Annotated in this window: 25 protein-coding genes and 1 riboswitch; of the genes, 11 read left to right on the top strand and 14 right to left on the bottom strand. The window is 37.5% G+C overall.

All coding sequences use genetic code 11. The features are described 5' to 3' along the window. Positions 1–158 precede the first annotated feature (158 nt). Positions 159–336: riboswitch (cobalamin riboswitch) on the bottom strand. 176 nt (positions 337–512) lie between these two features. The 4 genes from MKX39_RS01075 to MKX39_RS01060 form a co-directional block, all read right to left on the bottom strand. Beyond that, positions 513–950 (bottom strand): general stress protein, encoded by a 438-nt coding sequence (locus MKX39_RS01075; RefSeq protein ID WP_340761171.1) that lies wholly within the window; start codon positions 948–950, stop codon positions 513–515. Between the two features lie 332 nt (positions 951–1,282). Further along, on the bottom strand, positions 1,283–2,110 hold the full coding sequence (locus MKX39_RS01070) for an undecaprenyl-diphosphate phosphatase (protein ID WP_340767943.1): 828 nt from the start codon (positions 2,108–2,110) through the stop codon (positions 1,283–1,285). Between the two features lie 9 nt (positions 2,111–2,119). Further along, positions 2,120–2,722 (bottom strand): DedA family protein, encoded by a 603-nt coding sequence (locus MKX39_RS01065; protein WP_093536507.1) that lies wholly within the window; start codon positions 2,720–2,722, stop codon positions 2,120–2,122. Further along, entirely contained in the window at positions 2,722–3,810 is a 1,089-nt protein-coding gene (locus MKX39_RS01060; RefSeq protein WP_340761170.1) for a metallophosphoesterase, read from the bottom strand. The genes MKX39_RS01065 and MKX39_RS01060 overlap by 1 nt, the downstream gene beginning before the upstream one ends. A gap of 204 nt (positions 3,811–4,014) precedes the next feature. Between MKX39_RS01060 and MKX39_RS01055 the strand changes: the two genes are divergently transcribed. The 6 genes from MKX39_RS01055 to MKX39_RS01030 all read left to right on the top strand — a co-directional run bounded on the left by MKX39_RS01055 (position 4,015) and on the right by MKX39_RS01030 (position 7,952). Beyond that, a complete protein-coding gene (locus MKX39_RS01055; protein WP_093536511.1) occupies positions 4,015–4,371 on the top strand; it encodes a lmo0954 family membrane protein in 357 nt (118 codons plus the stop codon). Positions 4,372–4,384: 13 nt separating this feature from the next. Continuing rightward, the gene (locus tag MKX39_RS01050; protein WP_340761169.1) at positions 4,385–5,023 is read left to right on the top strand and encodes a PspA/IM30 family protein; all 639 of its coding nucleotides are present in this window, start codon (positions 4,385–4,387) and stop codon (positions 5,021–5,023) included. A 151-nt stretch (positions 5,024–5,174) separates the two neighbouring features. After that, positions 5,175–5,876 (top strand): cell wall-active antibiotics response protein LiaF, encoded by a 702-nt coding sequence (liaF, locus tag MKX39_RS01045; protein WP_093536515.1) that lies wholly within the window; start codon positions 5,175–5,177, stop codon positions 5,874–5,876. After that, positions 5,873–6,961 carry a sensor histidine kinase gene (locus tag MKX39_RS01040; protein WP_340761168.1) on the top strand — a complete coding sequence of 363 codons (1,089 nt, stop codon included), beginning with the start codon at positions 5,873–5,875 and terminating at the stop codon, positions 6,959–6,961. The genes liaF and MKX39_RS01040 overlap by 4 nt, the downstream gene beginning before the upstream one ends. Further along, complete coding sequence (locus MKX39_RS01035; protein ID WP_340761167.1) at positions 6,936–7,577, top strand: response regulator transcription factor; 642 nt, start codon at positions 6,936–6,938, stop codon at positions 7,575–7,577. Before MKX39_RS01040 ends, MKX39_RS01035 begins: the two co-directional genes overlap by 26 nt. A gap of 87 nt (positions 7,578–7,664) precedes the next feature. Further along, on the top strand, positions 7,665–7,952 hold the full coding sequence (locus MKX39_RS01030) for a hypothetical protein (protein WP_340761166.1): 288 nt from the start codon (positions 7,665–7,667) through the stop codon (positions 7,950–7,952). Between the two features lie 106 nt (positions 7,953–8,058). Here MKX39_RS01030 and MKX39_RS01025 read toward each other — a convergent pair whose 3' ends face one another. The 3 genes from MKX39_RS01025 to MKX39_RS01015 are packed head-to-tail and all read right to left on the bottom strand — an operon-like array spanning position 8,059 to position 9,565. Continuing rightward, positions 8,059–8,568, bottom strand: coding sequence for a GNAT family N-acetyltransferase (locus MKX39_RS01025; protein ID WP_340761165.1), 510 nt, complete (start codon positions 8,566–8,568; stop codon positions 8,059–8,061). A gap of 29 nt (positions 8,569–8,597) precedes the next feature. Next, a complete protein-coding gene (locus tag MKX39_RS01020; protein WP_340761164.1) occupies positions 8,598–9,098 on the bottom strand; it encodes a DNA topology modulation protein FlaR in 501 nt (166 codons plus the stop codon). Positions 9,099–9,100: 2 nt separating this feature from the next. Continuing rightward, positions 9,101–9,565, bottom strand: a complete 465-nt coding sequence (locus MKX39_RS01015) for a DinB family protein (protein WP_340761163.1) — start codon at positions 9,563–9,565, stop codon at positions 9,101–9,103. Between the two features lie 15 nt (positions 9,566–9,580). On the opposite strand from MKX39_RS01015, the gene MKX39_RS01010 reads away from it, so the two are divergent. Further along, positions 9,581–10,573, top strand: a complete 993-nt coding sequence (locus MKX39_RS01010; protein WP_445678040.1) for a nuclease-related domain-containing protein — start codon at positions 9,581–9,583, stop codon at positions 10,571–10,573. A gap of 182 nt (positions 10,574–10,755) precedes the next feature. On the opposite strand, the gene MKX39_RS01005 is transcribed toward MKX39_RS01010, so the two are convergent. Beyond that, complete coding sequence (locus tag MKX39_RS01005) at positions 10,756–12,870, bottom strand: sensor histidine kinase (protein WP_340767942.1); 2,115 nt, start codon at positions 12,868–12,870, stop codon at positions 10,756–10,758. Between the two features lie 141 nt (positions 12,871–13,011). After that, positions 13,012–13,704, bottom strand: coding sequence for a response regulator transcription factor (locus MKX39_RS01000; protein ID WP_340767941.1), 693 nt, complete (start codon positions 13,702–13,704; stop codon positions 13,012–13,014). A gap of 190 nt (positions 13,705–13,894) precedes the next feature. Here MKX39_RS01000 and MKX39_RS00995 point away from each other — a divergent pair, with 190 nt between their 5' ends. From MKX39_RS00995 to MKX39_RS00985, 3 genes are all read left to right on the top strand, one after another. Beyond that, entirely contained in the window at positions 13,895–14,359 is a 465-nt protein-coding gene (locus tag MKX39_RS00995; RefSeq protein WP_340767939.1) for a BsuPI-related putative proteinase inhibitor, read from the top strand. 183 nt (positions 14,360–14,542) lie between these two features. Beyond that, positions 14,543–14,893 (top strand): ASCH domain-containing protein, encoded by a 351-nt coding sequence (locus MKX39_RS00990; RefSeq protein WP_093536534.1) that lies wholly within the window; start codon positions 14,543–14,545, stop codon positions 14,891–14,893. Between the two features lie 114 nt (positions 14,894–15,007). Beyond that, positions 15,008–15,691 (top strand): BsuPI-related putative proteinase inhibitor, encoded by a 684-nt coding sequence (locus tag MKX39_RS00985; protein ID WP_340767938.1) that lies wholly within the window; start codon positions 15,008–15,010, stop codon positions 15,689–15,691. 59 nt (positions 15,692–15,750) lie between these two features. Here the strand turns inward: MKX39_RS00985 and MKX39_RS00980 are convergent, their stop codons facing one another. The 4 genes from MKX39_RS00980 to aceA all read right to left on the bottom strand — a co-directional run bounded on the left by MKX39_RS00980 (position 15,751) and on the right by aceA (position 19,291). Continuing rightward, on the bottom strand, positions 15,751–16,044 hold the full coding sequence (locus tag MKX39_RS00980; RefSeq protein WP_093536538.1) for an RNA polymerase alpha subunit C-terminal domain-containing protein: 294 nt from the start codon (positions 16,042–16,044) through the stop codon (positions 15,751–15,753). Between the two features lie 180 nt (positions 16,045–16,224). Then, positions 16,225–16,347, bottom strand: a complete 123-nt coding sequence (locus tag MKX39_RS00975; protein ID WP_139219905.1) for a protein YhfH — start codon at positions 16,345–16,347, stop codon at positions 16,225–16,227. 30 nt (positions 16,348–16,377) lie between these two features. Further along, positions 16,378–17,976, bottom strand: a complete 1,599-nt coding sequence (gene aceB / locus MKX39_RS00970; RefSeq protein ID WP_340767937.1) for a malate synthase A — start codon at positions 17,974–17,976, stop codon at positions 16,378–16,380. A gap of 31 nt (positions 17,977–18,007) precedes the next feature. Next, entirely contained in the window at positions 18,008–19,291 is a 1,284-nt protein-coding gene (gene aceA, locus MKX39_RS00965; protein WP_340761157.1) for an isocitrate lyase, read from the bottom strand. A 205-nt stretch (positions 19,292–19,496) separates the two neighbouring features. Between aceA and MKX39_RS00960 the strand changes: the two genes are divergently transcribed. Further along, positions 19,497–20,153 (top strand): LytTR family DNA-binding domain-containing protein, encoded by a 657-nt coding sequence (locus tag MKX39_RS00960; RefSeq protein WP_245762660.1) that lies wholly within the window; start codon positions 19,497–19,499, stop codon positions 20,151–20,153. Positions 20,154–20,217: 64 nt separating this feature from the next. Here the strand turns inward: MKX39_RS00960 and MKX39_RS00955 are convergent, their stop codons facing one another. Further along, positions 20,218–21,114 carry a DMT family transporter gene (locus MKX39_RS00955; RefSeq protein ID WP_340761155.1) on the bottom strand — a complete coding sequence of 299 codons (897 nt, stop codon included), beginning with the start codon at positions 21,112–21,114 and terminating at the stop codon, positions 20,218–20,220. Positions 21,115–21,150 lie beyond the last annotated feature (36 nt).

Genomic DNA, 21,150 nt, shown 5'->3' with positions numbered 1-21,150 from the left:
TGTGGCACTTCCCTCCAAACCACAAAACAAAAAAAGCGATGACACAGCCATCTTCGGCTGAGACATCGCTCAAAATTAAAAGTGTAGGATACAACAAGACATATCAATCATTCGAGATAGAGGCCTTCGCTCCCACCTCTCAACCCCCGAAGAAAGTGTTGCTTACCGATGAAAAGGCAGGTCTACTGGCTCGTGTTTCATCCTTCTGTTGTCCTTCCCACGATCACTCGCAGTGGCTATTCAACAGTCGTCCACACTTACAGTTGCGGGGACAGCTTCGGCATTTTACCGAATTCCCTTTTAAACCATAAAGGTACCTTTTCATCGTTAACATACTATATATTGTGTTTAGTTCATTTATATAATCTAACATATTGTGTTTAACTGAGCAACTCCTAATTCAAGCTGTCAATTCTCTAGGGGAACTAATACATCAAGTGATTCAGCGATTTTTAGCTAAAATCACTTGATATTATTTTTGCAAACATTACTTTTGACCACTCAATCGACCCTCACTCTTTAGGGTGAAGAAATACCAGGATTTTACCATCCTGTGCTTCATTCGAATAGAGTTCAGCTTCATTATCTGGAACTCCAATTTCCATAAGAGCATGTTTTAATCCTCCAGAACCAGAGTTGGCTCCTACTACTGCTCCGCCAATTGTTGTAATAATTGGACCTGCAGCCAACACAGCACCAAACCCTGGGATTAATATAGTGGATAACCCTGCTATCACCCCTGCTATTCCAATTGCTCCTCCAGTTACAGCTCCAACAATTGCTCCATCCTTTGTGGAGGGTTTTAATTCCTGTGCGATTTCAGATGTTTCATTTATATTTTTAGCAATAACTGAAATTTCTTCGGTTGTATAGCCCTTCGCTTTTAAATCTTCCACAACTTCAGCTGCTTGTTGTTCATTTTCGTATACGCCAACAATATGATTCTTCATTAAAAATTACCTCCTGATTGCTTTTCCTATGTATTCTTTACCCGATCTTTAGTTCTTCTAGACACCTTAAAGCTTCAATCCCTATATAATTTAAGTGAACACGTTCACAATCTTTTATTTCAACATAAATAACCAGTAGTAGGGACAATCATTATCCAATATTCATCCTTTTTCCTTAACAAATTCTTTCTTTTAAAGAGAGACGTGCTTTTCTTATTTCACTAAGTAGTCCATACCAAATCCACTCAAAAAAAGCACTGCCAGAGGCAATGCTTTTTCCCTATAGTTTTAGTCCTACTCCACGAACTACTTAACAAAATTCGCCAACTTATTTAAAGAAATACGATAACTGCAAGAACCACTGCTAAAATAATGCGATAAATTGCGAACGGCATTAATTTAACGCGTGAGATTAATTTCAAGAAGAACTTAATAGAAATAAGTGCAAAAACAAATGCACTAATAAATCCTACTATATAAAAACTCAAGTGGTTCATATCAATATCTTCCCAGTTTTTCAAAACAGATATCAAACTTGCTCCAGCCATAATCGGAACAGCCATGATGAATGTGAAGTCTGCTGCTGTTTTATGATTCATCCCGAATAATACACCACCAGAAATGGTAGCACCTGAACGTGAGAACCCCGGCCATAACGAAAGACATTGTACTAAACCTACTTTGAAAGCTTGTGCATATGTAATTTGATCTAGACTTACGATAGAAGGATTTTTCGGTCCAAATTTATCTGCAATAATCATTAAAATAGAACCCGCTATAAGACTAAATATTACGGTTTCTATACCAAATAAATTCTTATCGATAAAATCTTCTAATAGAACTCCCAATACTCCTGCTGGAATAATCCCAACTATAACATGAAGCAAGTTGAACTGTTTACTCGATTCTTCTGTATCAATTTTATACAAGCCGACTAAACTGAATAATCGCTTCCACATCACTACTACTACCGCTAAAATAGAACCCAATTGAACAACAATTTTAAATGTATTAGCAGAATATTTCCCTAAAAAATCTTCCGTCTTCAACCACATATCATCGACAATAATCATATGTCCCGTAGACGATACCGGTGCAAACTCTGTCATTCCTTCTACAAATCCAAGTATAAGTGCTTTTAATAACTCTAAAATTTCCATAAAATCTCCTTAATCTCGTTTTTTAAAGTACCAAATCAGAAATGCAATACCACAAATAGCTATAATGGTATATACAATATTGGAGTAAATATCCATATATCCAACAATTTCATCCCAGTTATCTCCAACCGCCGCTCCTACCGAGACTAATACTGTATTCCATATTAACGTTCCAAGTGTCGTAAATAGAAGAAATAATCCAAACTTCATATTCGACATCCCTGCAGGAATTGAAATAAGGCTTCTCACCAGTGGTATTAATCTTCCGAAAAAGACTGCCCAGACTCCATATTTATCAAACCAAGCGTCGGCTTTATGAATATCCTTAATCGTTAATCGTAGGAACTTACCATACTTCCCAACAATTTTCTCCAACCGCTCCACATCTAAAAGTAACCCGATACCATACAAGATAGTCGCACCAATGACAGAACCGGCCGTGGAAGCAATAATAATACCAAGCTTCGTCATGCTAGTCATCGTTGTCATATATCCTCCCAAGGTTAAAATCACTTCAGAAGGAATTGGCGGGAAAATATTTTCTGCTAAAATTAATAAAAATACTCCTAGATAACCAAACTGATTCATCCAGTCTGTAATCCATGCTTCCATTATACTTCCACATCCTCTAACTTAATGTTTATTGACCATAGCTCTGATTGACTACCTAACCTTATAGGTGGTCCCCAAAAACCAAATCCAGAAGATACAATTGCATGTAAACTTCCCTTTTGCCTATACCCATAATCTAATTCAAAAATCCTTCTTGTAAATAAATGATTGGGCCACATTTGCCCAAGATGTGTATGACCGGACACATGAAAATCTACTTTTTCGTTCTCAGGTATTAATAAATTAGACGGTGTATGGTCCATTACAAACCATGGTAAATCCTTTTCTTCCGGAGCTAACTCAGATAATTGCTTTCTGTTTTTGTTCGTTATGTCTTCACGACCCGTCAAATAGAACGAATCTGCTACTAAAATAGTTTCATCTAATAACATGTGAACGTTGGATGCTTCCATCTCTTCTACTAATAGAGGAATTTTCTTTCCATAATATTCATGGTTTCCAAGCACCCCGTATATACCATACGTAGATTGTAGCTGTTTCATAACTTCGGACATACCTTTTTCCACAAACCAAATTGGATCATCATCGACTAAATCTCCTGCTAACAACACTAAATCTGGCTTCTGAGCATTTGCTTTTTTCACAAAGCGAGTTAAATGTGCCTTATTGGATAATAAACCAAGGTGGAAATCAGATGCAACTACTACTTTAATAGAATCTGGTTTAGAGCCCTTTTTCGGCATTACAATAGAAAGCTCACGAACTACCGGTGTGTATGCGTTATATGTGCCAAATATTAAAACAAAGATGAAAATCCCACAAACTAACCATCCTATTAAATTTAGATGTGTTGGGAAAATCCACAAAAGTATGGTCGCAATTGGGAAAAGAATAATCCCATACTGCATGACAATAAACCAGTAGGACCCTATTATACTAAAGAGTCGCAACTTATGACTGATTCTCCCAATGAAAAATCCAAAAGCAAGTATTCCCCAGACAAAACTAAATAACCAAGTATTTATAGGGAGATAAAGATCTAACCACTTGGCAACTCCCCAGCCAAAGTAAAATACGATTGCAGAATATAAGAGGATTACTACTGCTGCTCCAGCGATTCTTTTCATGTATCATTTCTCCAATGTATGTATTTTTCACTTAACAAAGTATCGGATAACGAGTAGATTCCTGACTACTTTTTCATAAGTATAGCAGAAAATGTCTTAGTACCCCTAAGGCTCAAGACCGATAAGAAAATCAATTCTAAGCCCGTTTGGATTCATTTCTAATATTGGTAAGCTTGTAATACAAACGAGAGGAGGAACAAATATATGAAAAAAAGATTTGGTTTATTAACACTAGGAATTATTGCAGGGATTGTAGCATTAGCTAACTTAGGTTCGCTCTTAGCTCTTGGGGTCTCCGCAGCAATCGTTTTTGCAGGGGTACATTTTTACTTAAAGAGTGATTCAACCTTCTTGAAAATCTTTTGGGCAAGCGTAGGAATCCTTGGTTTAATCAGTGCCGTTGTAAACGTGCCTGGATTCTTCGGTATCTTAGCAATTCTAGCGGTTTGGTATGTAGTGAAAAAATGGAACAACGAAGAAGTAAATTTTTCATCTTCAATCGTTAAAACAGATGACCCATTTGTAAACTTTGAAAAACAATGGAACGAGCTTTCAAAATAAGGAGGAAATGAAAATGACATCACTATTAAACAGACTAAAATACTCAATAGAAGCAGACTTACACAAGCTTTTTGACAAAAAAGAAGAAAAAAATCCGATTGCAATGCTTAACCAATATATTAGGGAAGCAGAGAAACAAACAGAACAAACTGGTAAATGGTTAGAGCGTCAAGGAAACTTAAAGCAAGAACTTGAAAAAGAATTAGTGGAAACGATGCAGATGGTTGAAAAACGTAAAAACCAAGTAGATCTAGCAACTGCAAGTGGTGAGGAAGACTTAGCTGCTTTCGCCTTAGCTGAAGTAACAGCTTACGAAGAACGTGCCATTGTACTGCAGAACAGTATTCACCAAACAACGGAAGAGCTTTTCGGTTTAGAACGTAAATACGAAGAGATGAAACATAAAATTAAAGACATGAAAGTTCGCCAATTACAATTGATGGGAAAAGAAAATGTAACTCGTGCACACCATCAAATGGATCGAATTCTACAACCTGAACAAAAAGAAAAGAATTTCGGTACTTTCGAAGACATGGAACAGTACATCGAACGTCTGGGCCAAAAGATTGAAAAAGAGCATGAAGTCACTTCGATGGAACAGCGTTTACAAATGTTAGAAAAAAATGCACAAACTAAAGAAGAAATTGTGTAAACTAGAGGAAAGACGCAAGACAGATGGAAAAGCGTAGCAGGCATTAAAGAGGAGGAGGCACTCGCCTTCTCCTTTATCCAGGTTCAACTAGCCATTAGCGGAACCCGCTGATGGAATTTTCACCTAATGCGAAGAAGGAGGAATACTCATTATGAAAGAAAACCAAACGAACAAGTTAGCTTTTATACTCATTTGTTTTGTTTTCCTTATGTTCATAGAGGCTACAATTTTCGGGAATGGCAGTATTGTATTAGTTCTTCTTGGCATCGGGATGATGTATTTTAGCTTGCGAAAACGTACCCGCTTTTTATTTTGGACTGGATTTATTCTTTTGATTATAGCGATTTTTTCTATGTGGAGTTTGCGACTTCTACTTCTCGCTATAATGGGGTACATCCTGTATAAACTCTGGAAAAATGAACCTATTCAACATATGGTCCGTCCATTTGACACAGTATATAAAGAAACTCCAAATAGTATTATACAGAATAAGTTATTCTCTTCTCAAACAACTCCCTTTAATGCTTACGAGTGGCAAGATGTCCATGTGCAAAGCTTTTATGGAGAACAAGTGATTGATGTAACACAAACAGTATTGCCAAAAGGCCTATCTTTTGTTTCCGTTCGCCAGTCCCTTGGAAAGGTGACCATCTATGTACCATACGAAATTCCAGTAAGACTACATTTTGCAACGATAATCGGAGAGGCGGACATCTTTGGTCGTGGCGTTCAACGTCTATGGAACCAATCTGTTCTAGTGAAAGATGGTTATTTAGACGACGTTCTGTATGCTTCAGAGCTAGTCATTACTGTATCCACATGGATTGGGGATATTGAGGTGATCCGCAAATGAAAATTATTTTGGGGCAAGGTTTCTCTATTTTTTTCACCTTATTATCACTTGCAGCACTTTTGCTTTATGCACTATGGGGTTGGCCCAATGAAAATGCTTGGTGGTCCTTATTAGAATCAAAGTACGCAGAGGTGCCTTTTGGTGCTTGGATTATTATCATTCTTGCTATTATAAGTTTTAGTTTTTCACTGAATACACTACTAAAGGTTCGAGATCAGGAAAAGAAGATTGATATTAGCCTTCGCCCTTTGCTAGCGGCCGAGGCATTTGAACCAACAAAGAGGAAATATACGTACTCTAAACGATTACATGTTACTACAACACAGTTAGAGCAACTTATCATAACTCAGCGTAAGACATTACAACGCATTACGAATGAAAAAGCAGAGGACCAAGATAGAGTTATTCAAGAGAGAATCGTGCAAGAAAGACAGCGACTGGCTAGAGAACTACATGATTCCGTATCTCAACAATTGTTCGCTGCGTCTATGCTTTTGTCTGCTATGGTAGAAATAGAAGAATCACAACATGAAAAAGCCCCAAAAACATTGTTACAAACAGAAAAAATAGTTCAACAAGCACAATTAGAAATGCGAGCATTATTACTACATCTCCGTCCAGCAGCCCTTCATGATAAAACGTTAAAAGAAGGTTTGGAAGAACTACTTATAGAATTACAAGAAAAAGTATTTTTCACGATTCGTTATCGCTTAGAAGATGTCCCTTTGTCAAAAGGAGCAGAGGATCATCTTTTCCGAATTGCACAGGAAACGTTATCCAATACACTACGACACGCAAACGCGACTGAAGTCGATATATTATTCGTGGAACGAGATAATCTTGCTATTTTCCGAGTTCAAGATAATGGAGTAGGATTTGAACAGGTCGATTCCAAAAATGGCTCTTACGGGTTACAAAGTGTACAAGAGAGAGCTGTGGAAATTGGTGCAACAAGTAAAATTGTTTCTGTTCCTTCTCAAGGTACAATTGTAGAAGTGAAGCTACCGATTGAGAAGATAGATATTGAAACAATCCAGTTGGAGAAAGGAGAGCAAAAAAATGATTCGAATCTTATTAGCGGATGACCATGAAATGGTACGTATTGGTGTTTCCGCTTACTTACAAGCACAGCCTGATATGGAAGTAGTCGCTGAAGCGGTAAATGGAAAAGAAGCTGTGGATATGGCTCTAGTGCACAAACCCGATATTATTTTGATGGATATGGTTATGCCGATTATGAATGGTGCAGAAGCTACACGGGAAATTGTTCAACAATGGCCAGAAGCGAAAGTAATGATAGTCACCAGCTTTATAGATGATGACAAAGTGTATCCAGCACTCGAAGCTGGAGCTATCAGTTATTTGTTAAAAACGTCAAAAGCCTCTCATATTGCAGATTCTATACGTAAAACCTTGAATGGAGATGCTGTATTAGAACCTGAAGTAACCAATAAAATGATGAAGCGTATGCGTCAAGGATCGGATCATGCTCTCCATGAGGATTTAACAGACCGAGAACATGAAGTACTTTTACTAATGGCAGAAGGCAAAACAAATCAAGATATAGCAGACACTCTTTTTATAGCATTAAAAACAGCAAAAACGCATGTCAGTAATATATTATCAAAACTCGAGGTAAGTGATCGTACACAAGCCGTAATTTATGCATTTGAACATAAAATGGTTCCCACAAAAAAATAACTAATTCATTATCGCCATCATATGCTATTAAAGGAAAACTTCCTGTTAAACCGGGACAAAAAGATAGCATAAAGGATGTTAGTGCGCATGAACCCACTAGACCCTAATGAACAGCAGGAGAACGAGAGTGAGCAACAGGGTAATCTAGCTGCAAAAGTAGGATTTCTAGGTACTGTTGTTGTAACGATTGGGTACATTATTGAAACCATAGGCGAAGGCATTGCCCTTTCGGAGCTGGCTCAAGAAGAAAAGAATGTAGAACAAAAAAAGCAAGCAAATCAACAGCAGTTATCAGATATACAAAGTAAACTGGATTATTTGATAAAGGAAATAGATACAATGAAAAAAAAGGATGACCATTTTAGAAGATGGTGATCCTTTTTTATTTGGCTCATTAAAGTTATTTAGTTATTTTGGGGGTGTATAAAACAAATGCTATCCTTAGTAAAACTGCTCGACTTCAAAAAAACCATATGTAAAACTAGATTTTTAAAATATAGTAAACAAATTTCAGCATCTGACCATTCATTTCAAACTCTTCACTACTAGTTTCTATTCTTTCAAATCCATTTTTCTCTAAAACTCTTTGGGATGCTATGTTATTAGTTGTTGTTTTGGCTTTAATCTGTTTTATGCCCTTCCCAGTTACTGTTTCTATTAATAATTTCAATGCTGTATTGGCAATTCCCTTTCCTATGTGTGCCTGCCCCACCCTATAACCGAGGTAACCGATTTTATCCATTTTCTCAATATCGACTAAATTAATTCTGCCTAAAATTGAGCTTTCACTATCTTTTATTAAATAGAAATAGGAATCATCATTAACTTGTTCTTCAAGTAAAGTTTTATGGATTTTTTTAAAATTCTCTGGGTTATAGAAATTATCTCCACGCGTAGGTACCATTTCCTCAAAAAAAGTTCTGTTTTCAAGTTCAAAATTAAACAAATTTTCTTCGTCTGCCACATGTAATTTTTCAATAAATATATTCATTTGAACAAACCGCCATCCCATTTTTTTATTTAAAGTTCCCGAAACCAATCTTCGACATCTTCATTTGTATAAAGGTAATGCACTTTCGATCCGTAGACTTCAAATTTCTGCATGAACGCTGGTTTCATTTGTTCTTCAAAGTACGTGTTCCACTGGAACATCTTCCGGAATATAGTAAAGGTCGGTTTGTAGTTACCCTTTTCTATTTTTAAAAGTTGACGAATGTATCTTCTAATAATGCGCCATGTTCTTTTATTCACAGGGATGTCTAAGAAAACAATTTGATCTGCTGCGAGTAACGCCTCATCTGTCCAGTCGATGTGAACGCCCTCTATTACCCATTTTTCTTGTTTAACGGCATTGATAAATAGTTGGTTTCTAACATCTATTTCATTTCGGATGTCACCAGTTAGCTGATGGTTCCATACGAAATTATCCGTTTCAAAGTGTGGTAGGTGAAGTTGGGCTGCAACTTTACGAGCAAGGGTAGTTTTGCCACTTCCCACTGAGCCTACAATATAAATTTTCATCGTCAATCACTTGTTGCACGGTTCAATGCGTGGATAATTCCAGCATGTACGCCTTCATGCCAAACCAAGAATTGCACTAGTGCCTCAACTGTCTTCATTTCATGGAGCTTCCCTATAGACATCGACTCTATTAAAATATTGGCTAGCTGATCGTCTAGCGCAACCTTTATTCGCTCCGCTTGTTCCTTTAAAGCACTGACTAGTTCATCTGAAGTTGGCGGTTCCACATTCCAATCACTTGGTTTTGTTCCCGGAACAAACAGTGTTACCCACTCCGGATGTACAATTTCATAGGTTGGAATTGCTCTTTGCGTTAGTATCTCAGCATTCACGTAAATATGTCCTACATTCCACCGAATAGTATTATTGAATCCTGTAGGTTGTATATCCCACGAAGCTTCATTTACTTGACTAATTCTTCCTAATGTATAAACCCGAGCAAAATTTAATTGATTCAACGTTTCCATGTTTTCATCCCCTACTTGTTATATGTTTGTAAAAATGGTATTTTCATTGAAAAGGAGGAATGTGTCATCGATATACCACGCAAATTTCCAAAGTCGATTCCAATCTACAGGCGAATTCTACAACGTTTACCTATCTATCACCCTACTTATATAGAAGTAGAGAAACGTATTAAAGCAATAGAAGCAGGATTTCACGGAGAATGCTATGTGGATAACTTTCTCAAACAGGTTCCCTTCCCTAAAAGCTATGCCATACTTAAAGACCTCCACATTAAAATAGATTCCAACAGTTATCTCCAAATGGATACGCTTATTCTCACAAAGAAATATATAGCTCTTTTAGAAATTAAAAACATCCGAGGGAAAATTGCCTTTCAAAAAAATCCTGATCAACTTATAAGAGAGTTTGACGGCGAAGTCACTCCCTTTAAATGCCCCGAACAGCAAATAACACGTCAAACAAAAAAGCTCCAGGTACTCCTAAAGGAATTAAAAATAGATCTTCCTATAAAAAAAATCATTGTTCTTGCCTACAGTAAAACACATGTAGTACTTCCTCCAAAATATACCACAATTGTTATGGGCTGCGACATCTCCATCTATATGGATGATTATAATCAGTTGCCCGATGTCCTATCAACCACCAAATTCAATCAGTTATCCAGGCAACTTGCTGCTAAATCCTTTGAATATATCCCTCCTTCAATAGCACAAACATATCCAGTGAAACTTGCTGATGTGAAAACCGGTTTGATATGCCCTATTTGTAAAAGGAAAGTGAGTGGTCAGTTAAAGTGCCCCACTTGCAAAGTGGGTAAACTCCTTCTCCAGCAACAGGCCGTTGAAGATTGGTTTTACCTAATGAAAGACTCTATTACAAACCGTGAATGTGTCTACTTCCTTGAATTGAAGGACAAGCATGCTGGAAACTATTTATTAAATAAGCTTCCCCTCCAACCAGTGAATAATCATAAACTCAGACATTACGTGATGTCTCACGACCGCTAATTTTGGCGGTCTTTTTTGTGGAATTTTTTTACTATTCCAACTAACATGCTCATTATTACAACTAAATCATTCAAAATTCCAACTAACCTCTCCATTATTCCAACTAAACAGCTCAAAATTACAACTAAGACCATTTCCGAAGCATAAAAAAAGAGAAACCCCACTGGGATTTCTCTTTTTTTTTATACTATTACTGCAATTTTCACCGTTACTTTGAACAGATCTCCGTCTACTTCCATTTGCAAGCTGCCTCCATGTAAATCCACGATGGATTGTGCGATTGCAAGGCCAAGTCCGGAACCTTCTGTATGACGAGATGTGTCTGCTTGTTTGAATCGCTCGGTTAATTCATTCACATCATTGCCTAGCTCATACTTCGCTATATTTTTGATGACGAACACGGCTTCTCCGTCCATTTGGTCCAAATTGATATATACACGAGTATTAGGTAGGGCATACTTCAGTGTATTAATAATGAGGTTATCCAGGACTCTCCACCACTTTTGTCCATCGACATAGGACATGATTGGTTTTGTGCCAATGACTACACGATAATCTAGACCCGACTTATCAATGTCTTCCTGATGTTCAGCTATTGCTTGCTGCAAGAGCTGCGTTAAGTCTACTTTTCGTTTATCTAATTCGATATTGCCGGTTGTCATTTTAGATACTTCAAACAAATCTTCAATTAGTGTTTTCAAACGCATCGACTTTTTATCCAATATTGCAATATAGGATGCTCGCTCTTCATCTGTAATGCTTGGATTTTTTAACAAATCGGTATACGTAATGATAGATGTTAGCGGTGTACGAAGATCATGGCTAACATTTGTAATAAGCTCCGTTTTCAAGCGTTCACTTTTTGCTTGCTCCGAATGGGATGATTTTATACGGCTACGAAGTCCATTTAAGTTAGCGGCGTGCTCAGCAATCGGTGACTTCCCTCTTACTTCAATCTCATTGCCAATTACGCCTCTTGCCATTTCTTCCGTCTTCATAATAATTCGGTTCAAGTATGACATTCTAGCCAATAAGAACACCAGTATTGGAATACCTATAAATATAGTTGCTGGTATCCAAAGTAGTAATACTGCAGGTTGCCAGAAAACCATCATTGTTCCAAATCCCCAGAGGAATATAACCGTGAGCATGATCAACGTTTGCATCCCAATAGTGCGTTTTAAGAATAATCCTTCTAAAGATTTAAACCAACTGTATAAGAGGCTTTTACTCCAATCTATATCTTCAAAACTTCCTTTAATCCACTGCCATTGATAGAACGCTAAAGCTGTTAAGAACACTGCAAGGAGTAATGTAAAGATTGGAATATCGAATCCACCATAATGTAAAATACTCATTCTCAATTCATTCGTAGCAATAAATACAATAAATATGCTGGCAAAAAATAATACCCACTGAACATCTATTGGCAGTCTATGATATTTACGTTTTCCCTCTTCATGCTGAAAATGAACCTTGTCTTTCTTCCATAATACAATAAATGCAATAGTGGCTAGGACACCTAGAATGAGGATCCCATAAAAGAATCTTTCTTCTTTTTTAAAATACTGATAGTTATCCGCCCGATCCCCATTTATAATACTAGCCTCTGGTATAGCAATAGTTCCTTCGAATTTTGGAAAACTATAGCCAACTAAATTTTGCAGATACGAGGAGTTTTCTGTATTTTCATTTATCACATTGCCCTTTAAATACGTCGACTTACTTGAATACTCTTTTTTATAAGCAAGCTTTGTATCTAAATCGCCGTTATTAAATTTTTCACCCGTCTCTGTATTTTTTAAACTATATATAAACTCGTCATTATAATTTAGGAATTCATTTTTACTTGCCTCTAAAACTTGAAAGTACTCATCCACTAGCTTTTCCTTTTCCACTCTCACTTTATCAGCTACATATTCATTATTCTCAAAGTTTTTTGTAATGTCCTCCATTTTTTTGTTTCGCTCTGCAATTGATGCTTCGTCTGTTCTTGCTTCATATTGAGCGGTGATAGAGTCAAGTTGCTCTTGCAAACTACCAAACTGATAGCGATGTTCATCTATTTCCTCCGCTGTTACAGTAATATTCTTCTTCATTTCTTCTTTTTCTGGAACAGCTAAAATAAGCGAAACAATGGACGACTCAAAATTGCTCACTTCTATTTTAAACCCATCACTATCAAAATAGTTTTTCCCTATATAATTACCACTTTCTCTAGTTAAAGTAAAAAATGCTAAAACCATTATCACCGCTAACAAAGAAAGTATTATATCCTTTATAATTGGTTTCTTCACCCCACTATTCCCCCTTTCATGTTTTGAATAATTTCTACAAAGCTTTCTCTAATTTCTACTATAGGCACAAGGTTGGTTATACAATAAAACAAACAAAGTATCCCGCAGACAATTGCCACTACAGATAAAAGTAAACTCATTTTACTTGTCGATCTTATAGCCAACGCCCCACACCACCTTTAAATATCTAGGATTTTTAGGATCTGATTCTATCTTTTCTCGAATTTTCCGGATATGAACAGCTACTATATTTTCAGCGTTATATGCTGGTTCATTCCAAACGCGTTCATATATTTCATTGATCGAAAAAACACGTCCTGCATTAACCATTAGTAGCTCTGTAATCTTAAATTCAATTGGTGTTAGTTTAACGGACTCTCCTTCTACTGAGAGGTCCTTCGCTTCTTTGTTTAGTGTTAGTCCATCTAGTTCGATAACTTGCTGCTGCCCCTGATAATTTCCTAACTTGGTATATCTTCTAAGCTGAGACTTTACACGTGCTACCAATTCCATCGGATGAAAAGGTTTTGTTACATAGTCATCTGCTCCAACCGATAACCCATGAATTTTGTCTGAGTCCTCAGCTTTTGCACTTAGCATAATAATAGGAATATTTTTTTGTTCTCTAATTTTAAAAGTCGCTGAAATTCCATCCATTTTAGGCATCATAATATCTAATACAATGACATGAACTTCGTTTTCTTCTATTAACTGCAATGCTTCTAATCCATCTGCAGCTTTTAAAACGTGGTAGCCTTCATTTTTCAAATAAATCTCGATACCATCTCGAATGTCCTTGTCATCGTCGGTTACTAATACTGTGAACTGTGTCATTCGCTTACCTCCTTGGTCTGCACGATATGATTTATGTATCCCTCATCACTCTTATGTTACTTATTGTACCCTTCATTCCTTAACATTCCAGTAGGGAAAATATGAAGAAATTCTTAAGAAAATAAGTCAGGAAGTTCATATGTAACTTTTCATCCGCAGAACTGTCTAATAAGGTAGAGGAGTGATTAATTTGAAAAGAATAATTTTTGGTTTATGTACCTTTTCCCTCATATTAATCTTAGCAAGCTGCGGAACGAACAATACAGATACTACTACTGGAAATGAATCTAAACCAAAGGAGGAAAAAACTATTACAACTAAACTAGAAGTTAAAGAAGATGGGAATGCTACTTTTACGATTAAAAATGAAACAAATGAAGAAGCAACTTTAACGTATAGTAGTGGCCAAGAAGTAGAATATCAGCTTTTAGACAATGAAAAAAATATTGTATTTACTTATTCTGCCGACAAAGTATTTGTCCTTATGATGTCCGAAAATGTGATACAACCAAACGAAGAAGTCGTTATCCAGCTTGAGTTAAAAACAGAATTGGCGGAAGTTCCTGCTGGCTCATACACCCTTATCGCTTGGTCAGCTGCAAAGGAACTAAGTGATAAGAAACAAGAGATAGCCTATGAATGGGCTGGGAAATAATTTAATAACACGAAAATGTTCATAAATGAGGGAAAAACAGTCTCCAGTTGAACTTGAGCATAAAGTGATCTCTGTGCAATTTGCTCCAACAACCTAAAAAGTGCTTATCTAACCATAGTCCGCAATACATTTTACATGTACACTAGTTAGAAGTAGAAAAATATTTTTTAAGGTGGACTATCAATGACAAATCACGAAGAAACAACAACTTTACCTCCAAAAACATGTTCCATTGAACGATTAGTGACAATGGAATCAGATGTTGCTTTAGTATTACAAGGTAAAAAAACTGCTACACGACGTAATGGTCGCTACGCAGATGTAGGCGAGATTATGGAGCTTCAAGGACAATCATTCGTTGTAGACCGTGTATATATTCAAACACTTGGTGACTTGATGGATGAACATGCAAACCAAGAAGGCTTTGAATCAGTGGAAGATTATAAACAGTCCATCTTGTCTTATCACCCTGGCATGCCTTGGTTACCTCATATGACTGTATGGGTTCATGAATTTAGCCCAGTAAAAGCGTAATAACTACTTCTCTGTGTTTAACACAGGGAAGTTTTTTTGTGGAAAATTTTGTTCTCATCTTATGAAACTTTTTATCCAAAAGATGGTCTAATTTATAAACAGGAGGTGTACAACATGAGAAAGAACAAAACAATCAATTGGATTTTATTACTTGTAATCCCCCTCTTTATATTGGCTAGTTGTGGATCCAGTCTAAGTGAATCTACAACTGGAAGTGATGCCGTAGAAGATACTGTATCCACACGAATTGATATAACAACAAATGGAGAAGGATCATTTACGCTAAAGAATGAGACTTCAGAAGAAGCAGTTTTGGAAATGTCCAGTGGTCAACAAATCGAATTCCAACTATTAAATAATGAGAAGGAAATCATTTACACATATTCAGCAAATAAATTATTCATGCAAGAAATAAAAGAAAAGAAACTTCAGCCTAATGAGGAATGGACGATTCCACTTAATCTGAAAGAAGAACTTGTGGGAATTCCCCCAGGTCCTTACACATTGACCGTTTGGTCCACCGCCAAAGGGTTAAATGACCAAAAAGAAAAAGTTGCGTATGAGTTATTGACTTCACCGGGAAAACTTGTCGTTCAAACACAGGAAATAAAATTTACCGGACTAGTGGATCCACACTCTATTGAAGTAAAAAACCTAGCTGGTGAAACAGAAGTAATGCAATTATCTGAGGTGGCGATGCCTCAGTTTGAAAATGTAGAAGAAGGCACACATTTAATCATTGAATATGTAGAAGAGAATGGGCAAAAAACTGTTCAGACCACGTATCCTGCAGAATAACAATCTAAATAACCACATAAAAATGCATCGCATTTTTGCGGTGCATTTTGTATACATTATTAACTTTTGAAGGTTAAACCTTCTCTTCTTAAACTTTCTTTAAGTGTTGGCAAAGAAGCGGGACCTATACCATGGAACTTTAAAATTTCTTTCTCACTGAATTCAGAGAGCCTCTGCAAGGAAGTAACTTCGTTATTCATCAACGCTCTTCTTGCTGGTGCAGAGAGCAGCGATAGAAAACCGCTATTAGGTTTGCTTCCTTGTTCACACATTGGACAAGTCGGACAGTCACTACTTTTATAATACTTATGCCCTTTGTTGCAGGTCCTTAACTCTTTTTCAGAAGTTGCCATTTTAACACCCCCTAGATTCTCTAATACCTAATATTAACTACTATTATGACACAAATGCTTTAAAAAAATAAAAACCTCCTAACATATCTAAAAAAGATTAGTTAGAAGGTTTATATTCTATAATTTAAATTTACTTACAAGTTCTTAAGATTTATAGACATTCCTGTTTTTTTGATATAGTTATTCCTCGTTCATGCCGATGCAACGTTCACACTCGTAAAGGGATGATTCTACTTGCTCATTAATAACACATCCACATTCACGACAATGCTTTGTATTTACTTCTTGAGTAGTTAATTTCATGCAAATCACCTCCTTGAATGGATTGTTTTTTTAGCTAATCTTTTCGTAGCCTGGCAATGTTAAGAACTCGATAAATTCATCTTCTCTTACTAATGATAGGAATAACTCTGCCGCTTCTGTGTAGCGACCGTTTCCATATATGTCATTTCCAAAAGTTGCTTTCAGTTTCCCTAATTCTTCTGTTAAAACTTGTTCTACTAAAGTGATGGAAATTTTTCGTCCATCCTCTATCTTTCCTTCTGGATGCCTAATCCATTGCCATACTTGTGTACGAGAAATTTCTGCTGTTGCAGCATCTTCCATTAAGTTATTAATCGGAGCTGCTCCATTTCCACGTAGCCAAGATGCTATATATTGAACCCCTACACTGCAGTTCATACGAAGGCCTTCTTCGGTTATAGTTCCCTTTGGTACTTCGAGTAAATTAGCCGCTGTTACCTGGACGTCTTCTCGTTTTCGATGAATTTGGTTTGGCGTAGGCATATGTTCTTGGAACTGCTCCCAAGCGACAGGCACTAACCCTGGGTGTGCCACCCATGTTCCATCATGTCCATCCGTTGCTTCTCTCCGTTTATCTTCGCTTACTTTTGCGAAAGCTGTTGCGTTTGCTGTTTCGTCCCCTTTTATGGGAATTTGTGCAGCCATTCCACCGATGGCTGATGCATTTCGTCTATGGCAGGTTTGGATACATAACTGCGAATAAGCACGCATAAATGGTGACGTCATCGTCACTTGACCTCTGTCGGGCAAGATGACCTGGGACTGGTTGCGAAGTCGTTTAATATAACTAAAAATATAATCCCAACGTCCACAGTTTAGACCTGCCGAATGCTCTCGAAGCTCATATAAAATTTCATCCATTTCGAATGCCGCCATGATTGTTTCGATTAAAACAGTTGCCTTAATCGTCCCGTTAGGAACTTCTAATTGTTGCTGTGCATAGACGAAAATATCATTCCATAATCGTGCTTCCAAATGACTTTCTAACTTCGGTAAGTAAAAATAAGGACCAGTTCCCTGAGCAATCGCTTCCTTTGCATTGTGGAAGAAATAAAGTCCAAAGTCGAAGAAGCTACCAGAGATTGACTCACCATCTATCCGTATATTTTTCTCCAAAAGATGGAATCCTCTAGGTCTTACAATGAGGACTGCTGGTTGTTCTTTCAAGCTATATACTTTACCCGTTTCAGGCTGTGTATAAGAGATTGTTTTGCGAACAGCATCACGCATATTGAGCTGACCTTCAATCATATTTTCCCAAGTGGGCGAAGTCGCGTCTTCAAAACAAGCCATAAATGTCTTTGCCCCTGAATTTAATGCATTGATGACCATTTTACGATTAACCGGGCCAGTTATTTCGACGCGGCGATCCTGTAAGTCCTCTGGGAGGGGAGCTATCGTCCAGTCTCCTTCTCGAATTGTTTTGGTTTCCGATAAAAAGTCCAATGTTGCCCCGTTATCTAATTTCTCTTGACGAAACTGACGTGCTTGTAGCAATTCTTTTCTTCTCTTATCAAAGAGATGATGGAGGGAAGCTACGAAATCTAATGCTTCTAGCGTTAAAATTTCGTCAATGCCTTCAACCTCTTTCCCTAAAATTTCAATCCTTTTAGTCGTTAGTTGTTCCATTTATCATTAACCTCCCATCCCCATGTTTGGTTTAAGCAAACTGTGCTACTTCTGTAGAGCCTTTCATCGCCGTAGTAGAGGAAGTTCCACCTGACACGATTTGTGAGATCTCATCGAAGTATCCGGTCCCAACTTCACGTTGATGTTTCGTAGCTGTATATCCTTTTGTTTCATTTGCAAATTCTGCTTGTTGGAGTTTAGAGTATGCTGCCATACCATTTGTTTTATAATCATGCGCTAGTTCAAACATGCTGTGGTTCAACGCATGGAACCCCGCTAGTGTTACGAATTGGAATTTGTAACCCATCTTCCCTAGCTCTACTTGATATTTTGCAATTGTTTCCTGATCCAAGTTTGCTTCCCAGTTGAAGGAAGGTGAACAATTGTACGCTAGCAATTTACCTGGGAATTTTGCATGTATAGCGTCAGCGAATTGTTTAGCTTCCTCTAAACTAGGATGAGAAGTTTCACACCATATAAGATCCGCGTATGGCGCGTATGCTAAACCACGTGCGATTGCCTGGTCAATTCCTGGTTTTGTTTTGAAGAACCCTTCAGGTGTTCTTTCACCAGTTATGAAATCTGCGTCACGTGGGTCAATGTCACTCGTCACCATATCTGCCGCATCTGCATCCGTACGTGCAATTAATACAGTTGGAACCCCCATTACATCTGCTGCTAGTCGAGCTGATACTAAATTACGAATGGCATTTTGAGTAGGTAGAAGAACCTTCCCACCAAGATGTCCACATTTCTTTTCAGAAGCAAGTTGATCTTCTAAATGGACACCCGCCGCTCCAGCTTCAATCATACCTTTCATCAGTTCGAAAACATTTAATGGTCCGCCAAACCCAGCTTCTGCATCTGCAATAATAGGTGCAAACCAGTCAAACTCATCTTCTCTACCTTCCGCTTGGTCAATTTGATCTGCACGTTGTAACGCTTGGTTAATACGCTTAACTACTGCCGGCACACTGTTTGCAGGGTATAAGCTTTGATCTGGATACATTTGACCTGAAAGGTTTGCATCTGCTGCTACCTGCCAGCCACTTAAGTAAATTGCTTGAAGTCCAGCTTTTACCTGTTGCACTGCCTGATTACCAGTTAAAGCTCCAAGGGCATTGATGAAGTCTTCTTGATGGAGCGACTTCCATAAACGTTCTGAACCTTTTCGAGCTAATGTTTGTTCAATAATGACAGAGCCACGTAATTTCACTACATCTTCTGCAGAATATGGACGTTCAATACCGTTCCAACGGTTTTCTTCTTTCCATTGTTGTTGAAGCTCTTCTACCTGTTGTTGTCTTTTTGACATGTACATACACCCCTTAATATTTTGTGGAGGAACACTGTTTAAAAATACGACTTTTTTACTGTATCATAACAGTTCCTTTTCTTGTAATCTAATATATAACAGAAAGATGTTTTTTGTATAGATATTTGGATGAAATATTGTTTTTTTAGGATGAACGAAGGATTAGTGAGATGAACGCAGAATATTATGAAAACGAGGTGTATTAGTGGATTTTAAAATAGAGCAACTAAAACAGTATAGTTTAATAATGGAGGAATGGGTGCCCAAAGAGGCCTCTATCGCTATAGCGGCTGGAGATCAGTATATTTACTACCAAGCAGGAGGGCATGATCTTCATCTAAAAGCAGGACAGAAAATCCATCCTAATAGTGTAGCTGATCTAGTACTGACGAGAGGATGTAGAATAGAAGCTGTATTAGAAGATGCATTATTTCAAGTTCCCTATTACGGAATTGGTTATCCAATTGAGATTAATGGTGAAAAAGCGGCATTGGTTGTTATACTCCCCCCTCATCATGCAGTTCCCATTACTTCTCCTTATAAGTTTTTAACCGGGAAGCAGGAAGACGAATGGAAACCAATCTCTATTGAAAAAGTGTCTCATATTGAAAGTCTTCAAAAAAAGACATGGTTCTACGCCAATAAAGAGCCTTATAAAACTAGTATCCCTTTGAAGGAATTACAACTCCGGTTACCAGATAACTTTTTACGTATTCACCGCTCTTATATTGTTAATATTTCATTTATCGACCGAATCGTCCGCGATTTTTCTTCTAATTTGTTAATACAGTTACAGGACGGAACCGAATTACCGGTAAGTCAGTCTTATATGACAGATGTTCGAGCAGTGTTAGGGTTTTAAACGAGAATAATAATTAAAGGCTGTTCCGATTTCTCGAAACAGCCCTCCTTATTTACAGTCTTAGTTAAACAGACACTTTACCTACGCCTTCAGATTGTCCCCTAGCCGATTTACTCCCTAGTGTTAAAATAGCGATACTCCCAAGCAATAAACCAATCCCCATCCAAGAGGTTGTACTAAGAATTTCCCCTACCACAACTACCCCAAGTAAAGCAGCTGTCGTCGGTTCTGCCAGAGACAAAGTTAACGCAGAGGAGGCGGGTATTTTACGAAGACCCCAGCCGTATAATACATATGCAATACTAGTTGTTGCTATTCCCAAGTAAAAAATGATTCCTATGTTTCCTGCATCATTCAACCAACTCACGTCAAATAGGAAATAAGAAGGCGTCAACAGTAAAGCACTTAGTGAAAAAGTCATTGCAACGACCGACATTGCCTCTTCTTTTTGCAACATAGATTTACTTGTCATTGTATACAATGCAAAGATAATACCCGCGATTAAGGAATACAGAACCCCAAATGGATTTATACTCACTTCACCTTTTGTAACAAATAATAACATACAACCTATAATAGCTAAGCCAGTCGAGAATCCCCACACTTTTGTAGGGCGCATCTTTAAAAATATCCATTCTATTAAACCTGAAAATACTGGTGCACTTCCAATGGCAACCACACTTGCTACAGCTACACCTGTTAAACGCACAGAAGAAAAGAATAAGAGCTGAAACAAAGAGATACATACAGCGGCGTATAGTGTTTGCTTCCAGGGCCATGAACGGAATTTAATTTTTTTTAATAAAACCATAATGATCAGCAGGAATAATCCACCTGTTGCTGATCGTCCAGCACTAATGATAAAAGGATGCGCACTGTCTGGTAAAAATGTTTGTGCAGTGCCTGTTGTCCCCCATAAAATAGCACCAAGTAGAACAAATATGTATGGTAATACGGTCAAGTTTTCTCCCTACCTTTCCACATTTTCTAACTTCCA

The sequence above is a fragment of the Psychrobacillus sp. FSL K6-1464 genome (assembly GCF_038003145.1).
Classification (GTDB): Bacteria; Bacillota; Bacilli; order Bacillales_A; family Planococcaceae; genus Psychrobacillus; species Psychrobacillus psychrotolerans.
Note: the sequence above shows the minus strand (reverse complement) of the source record. Positions and strands in the feature narration are given on the sequence as shown.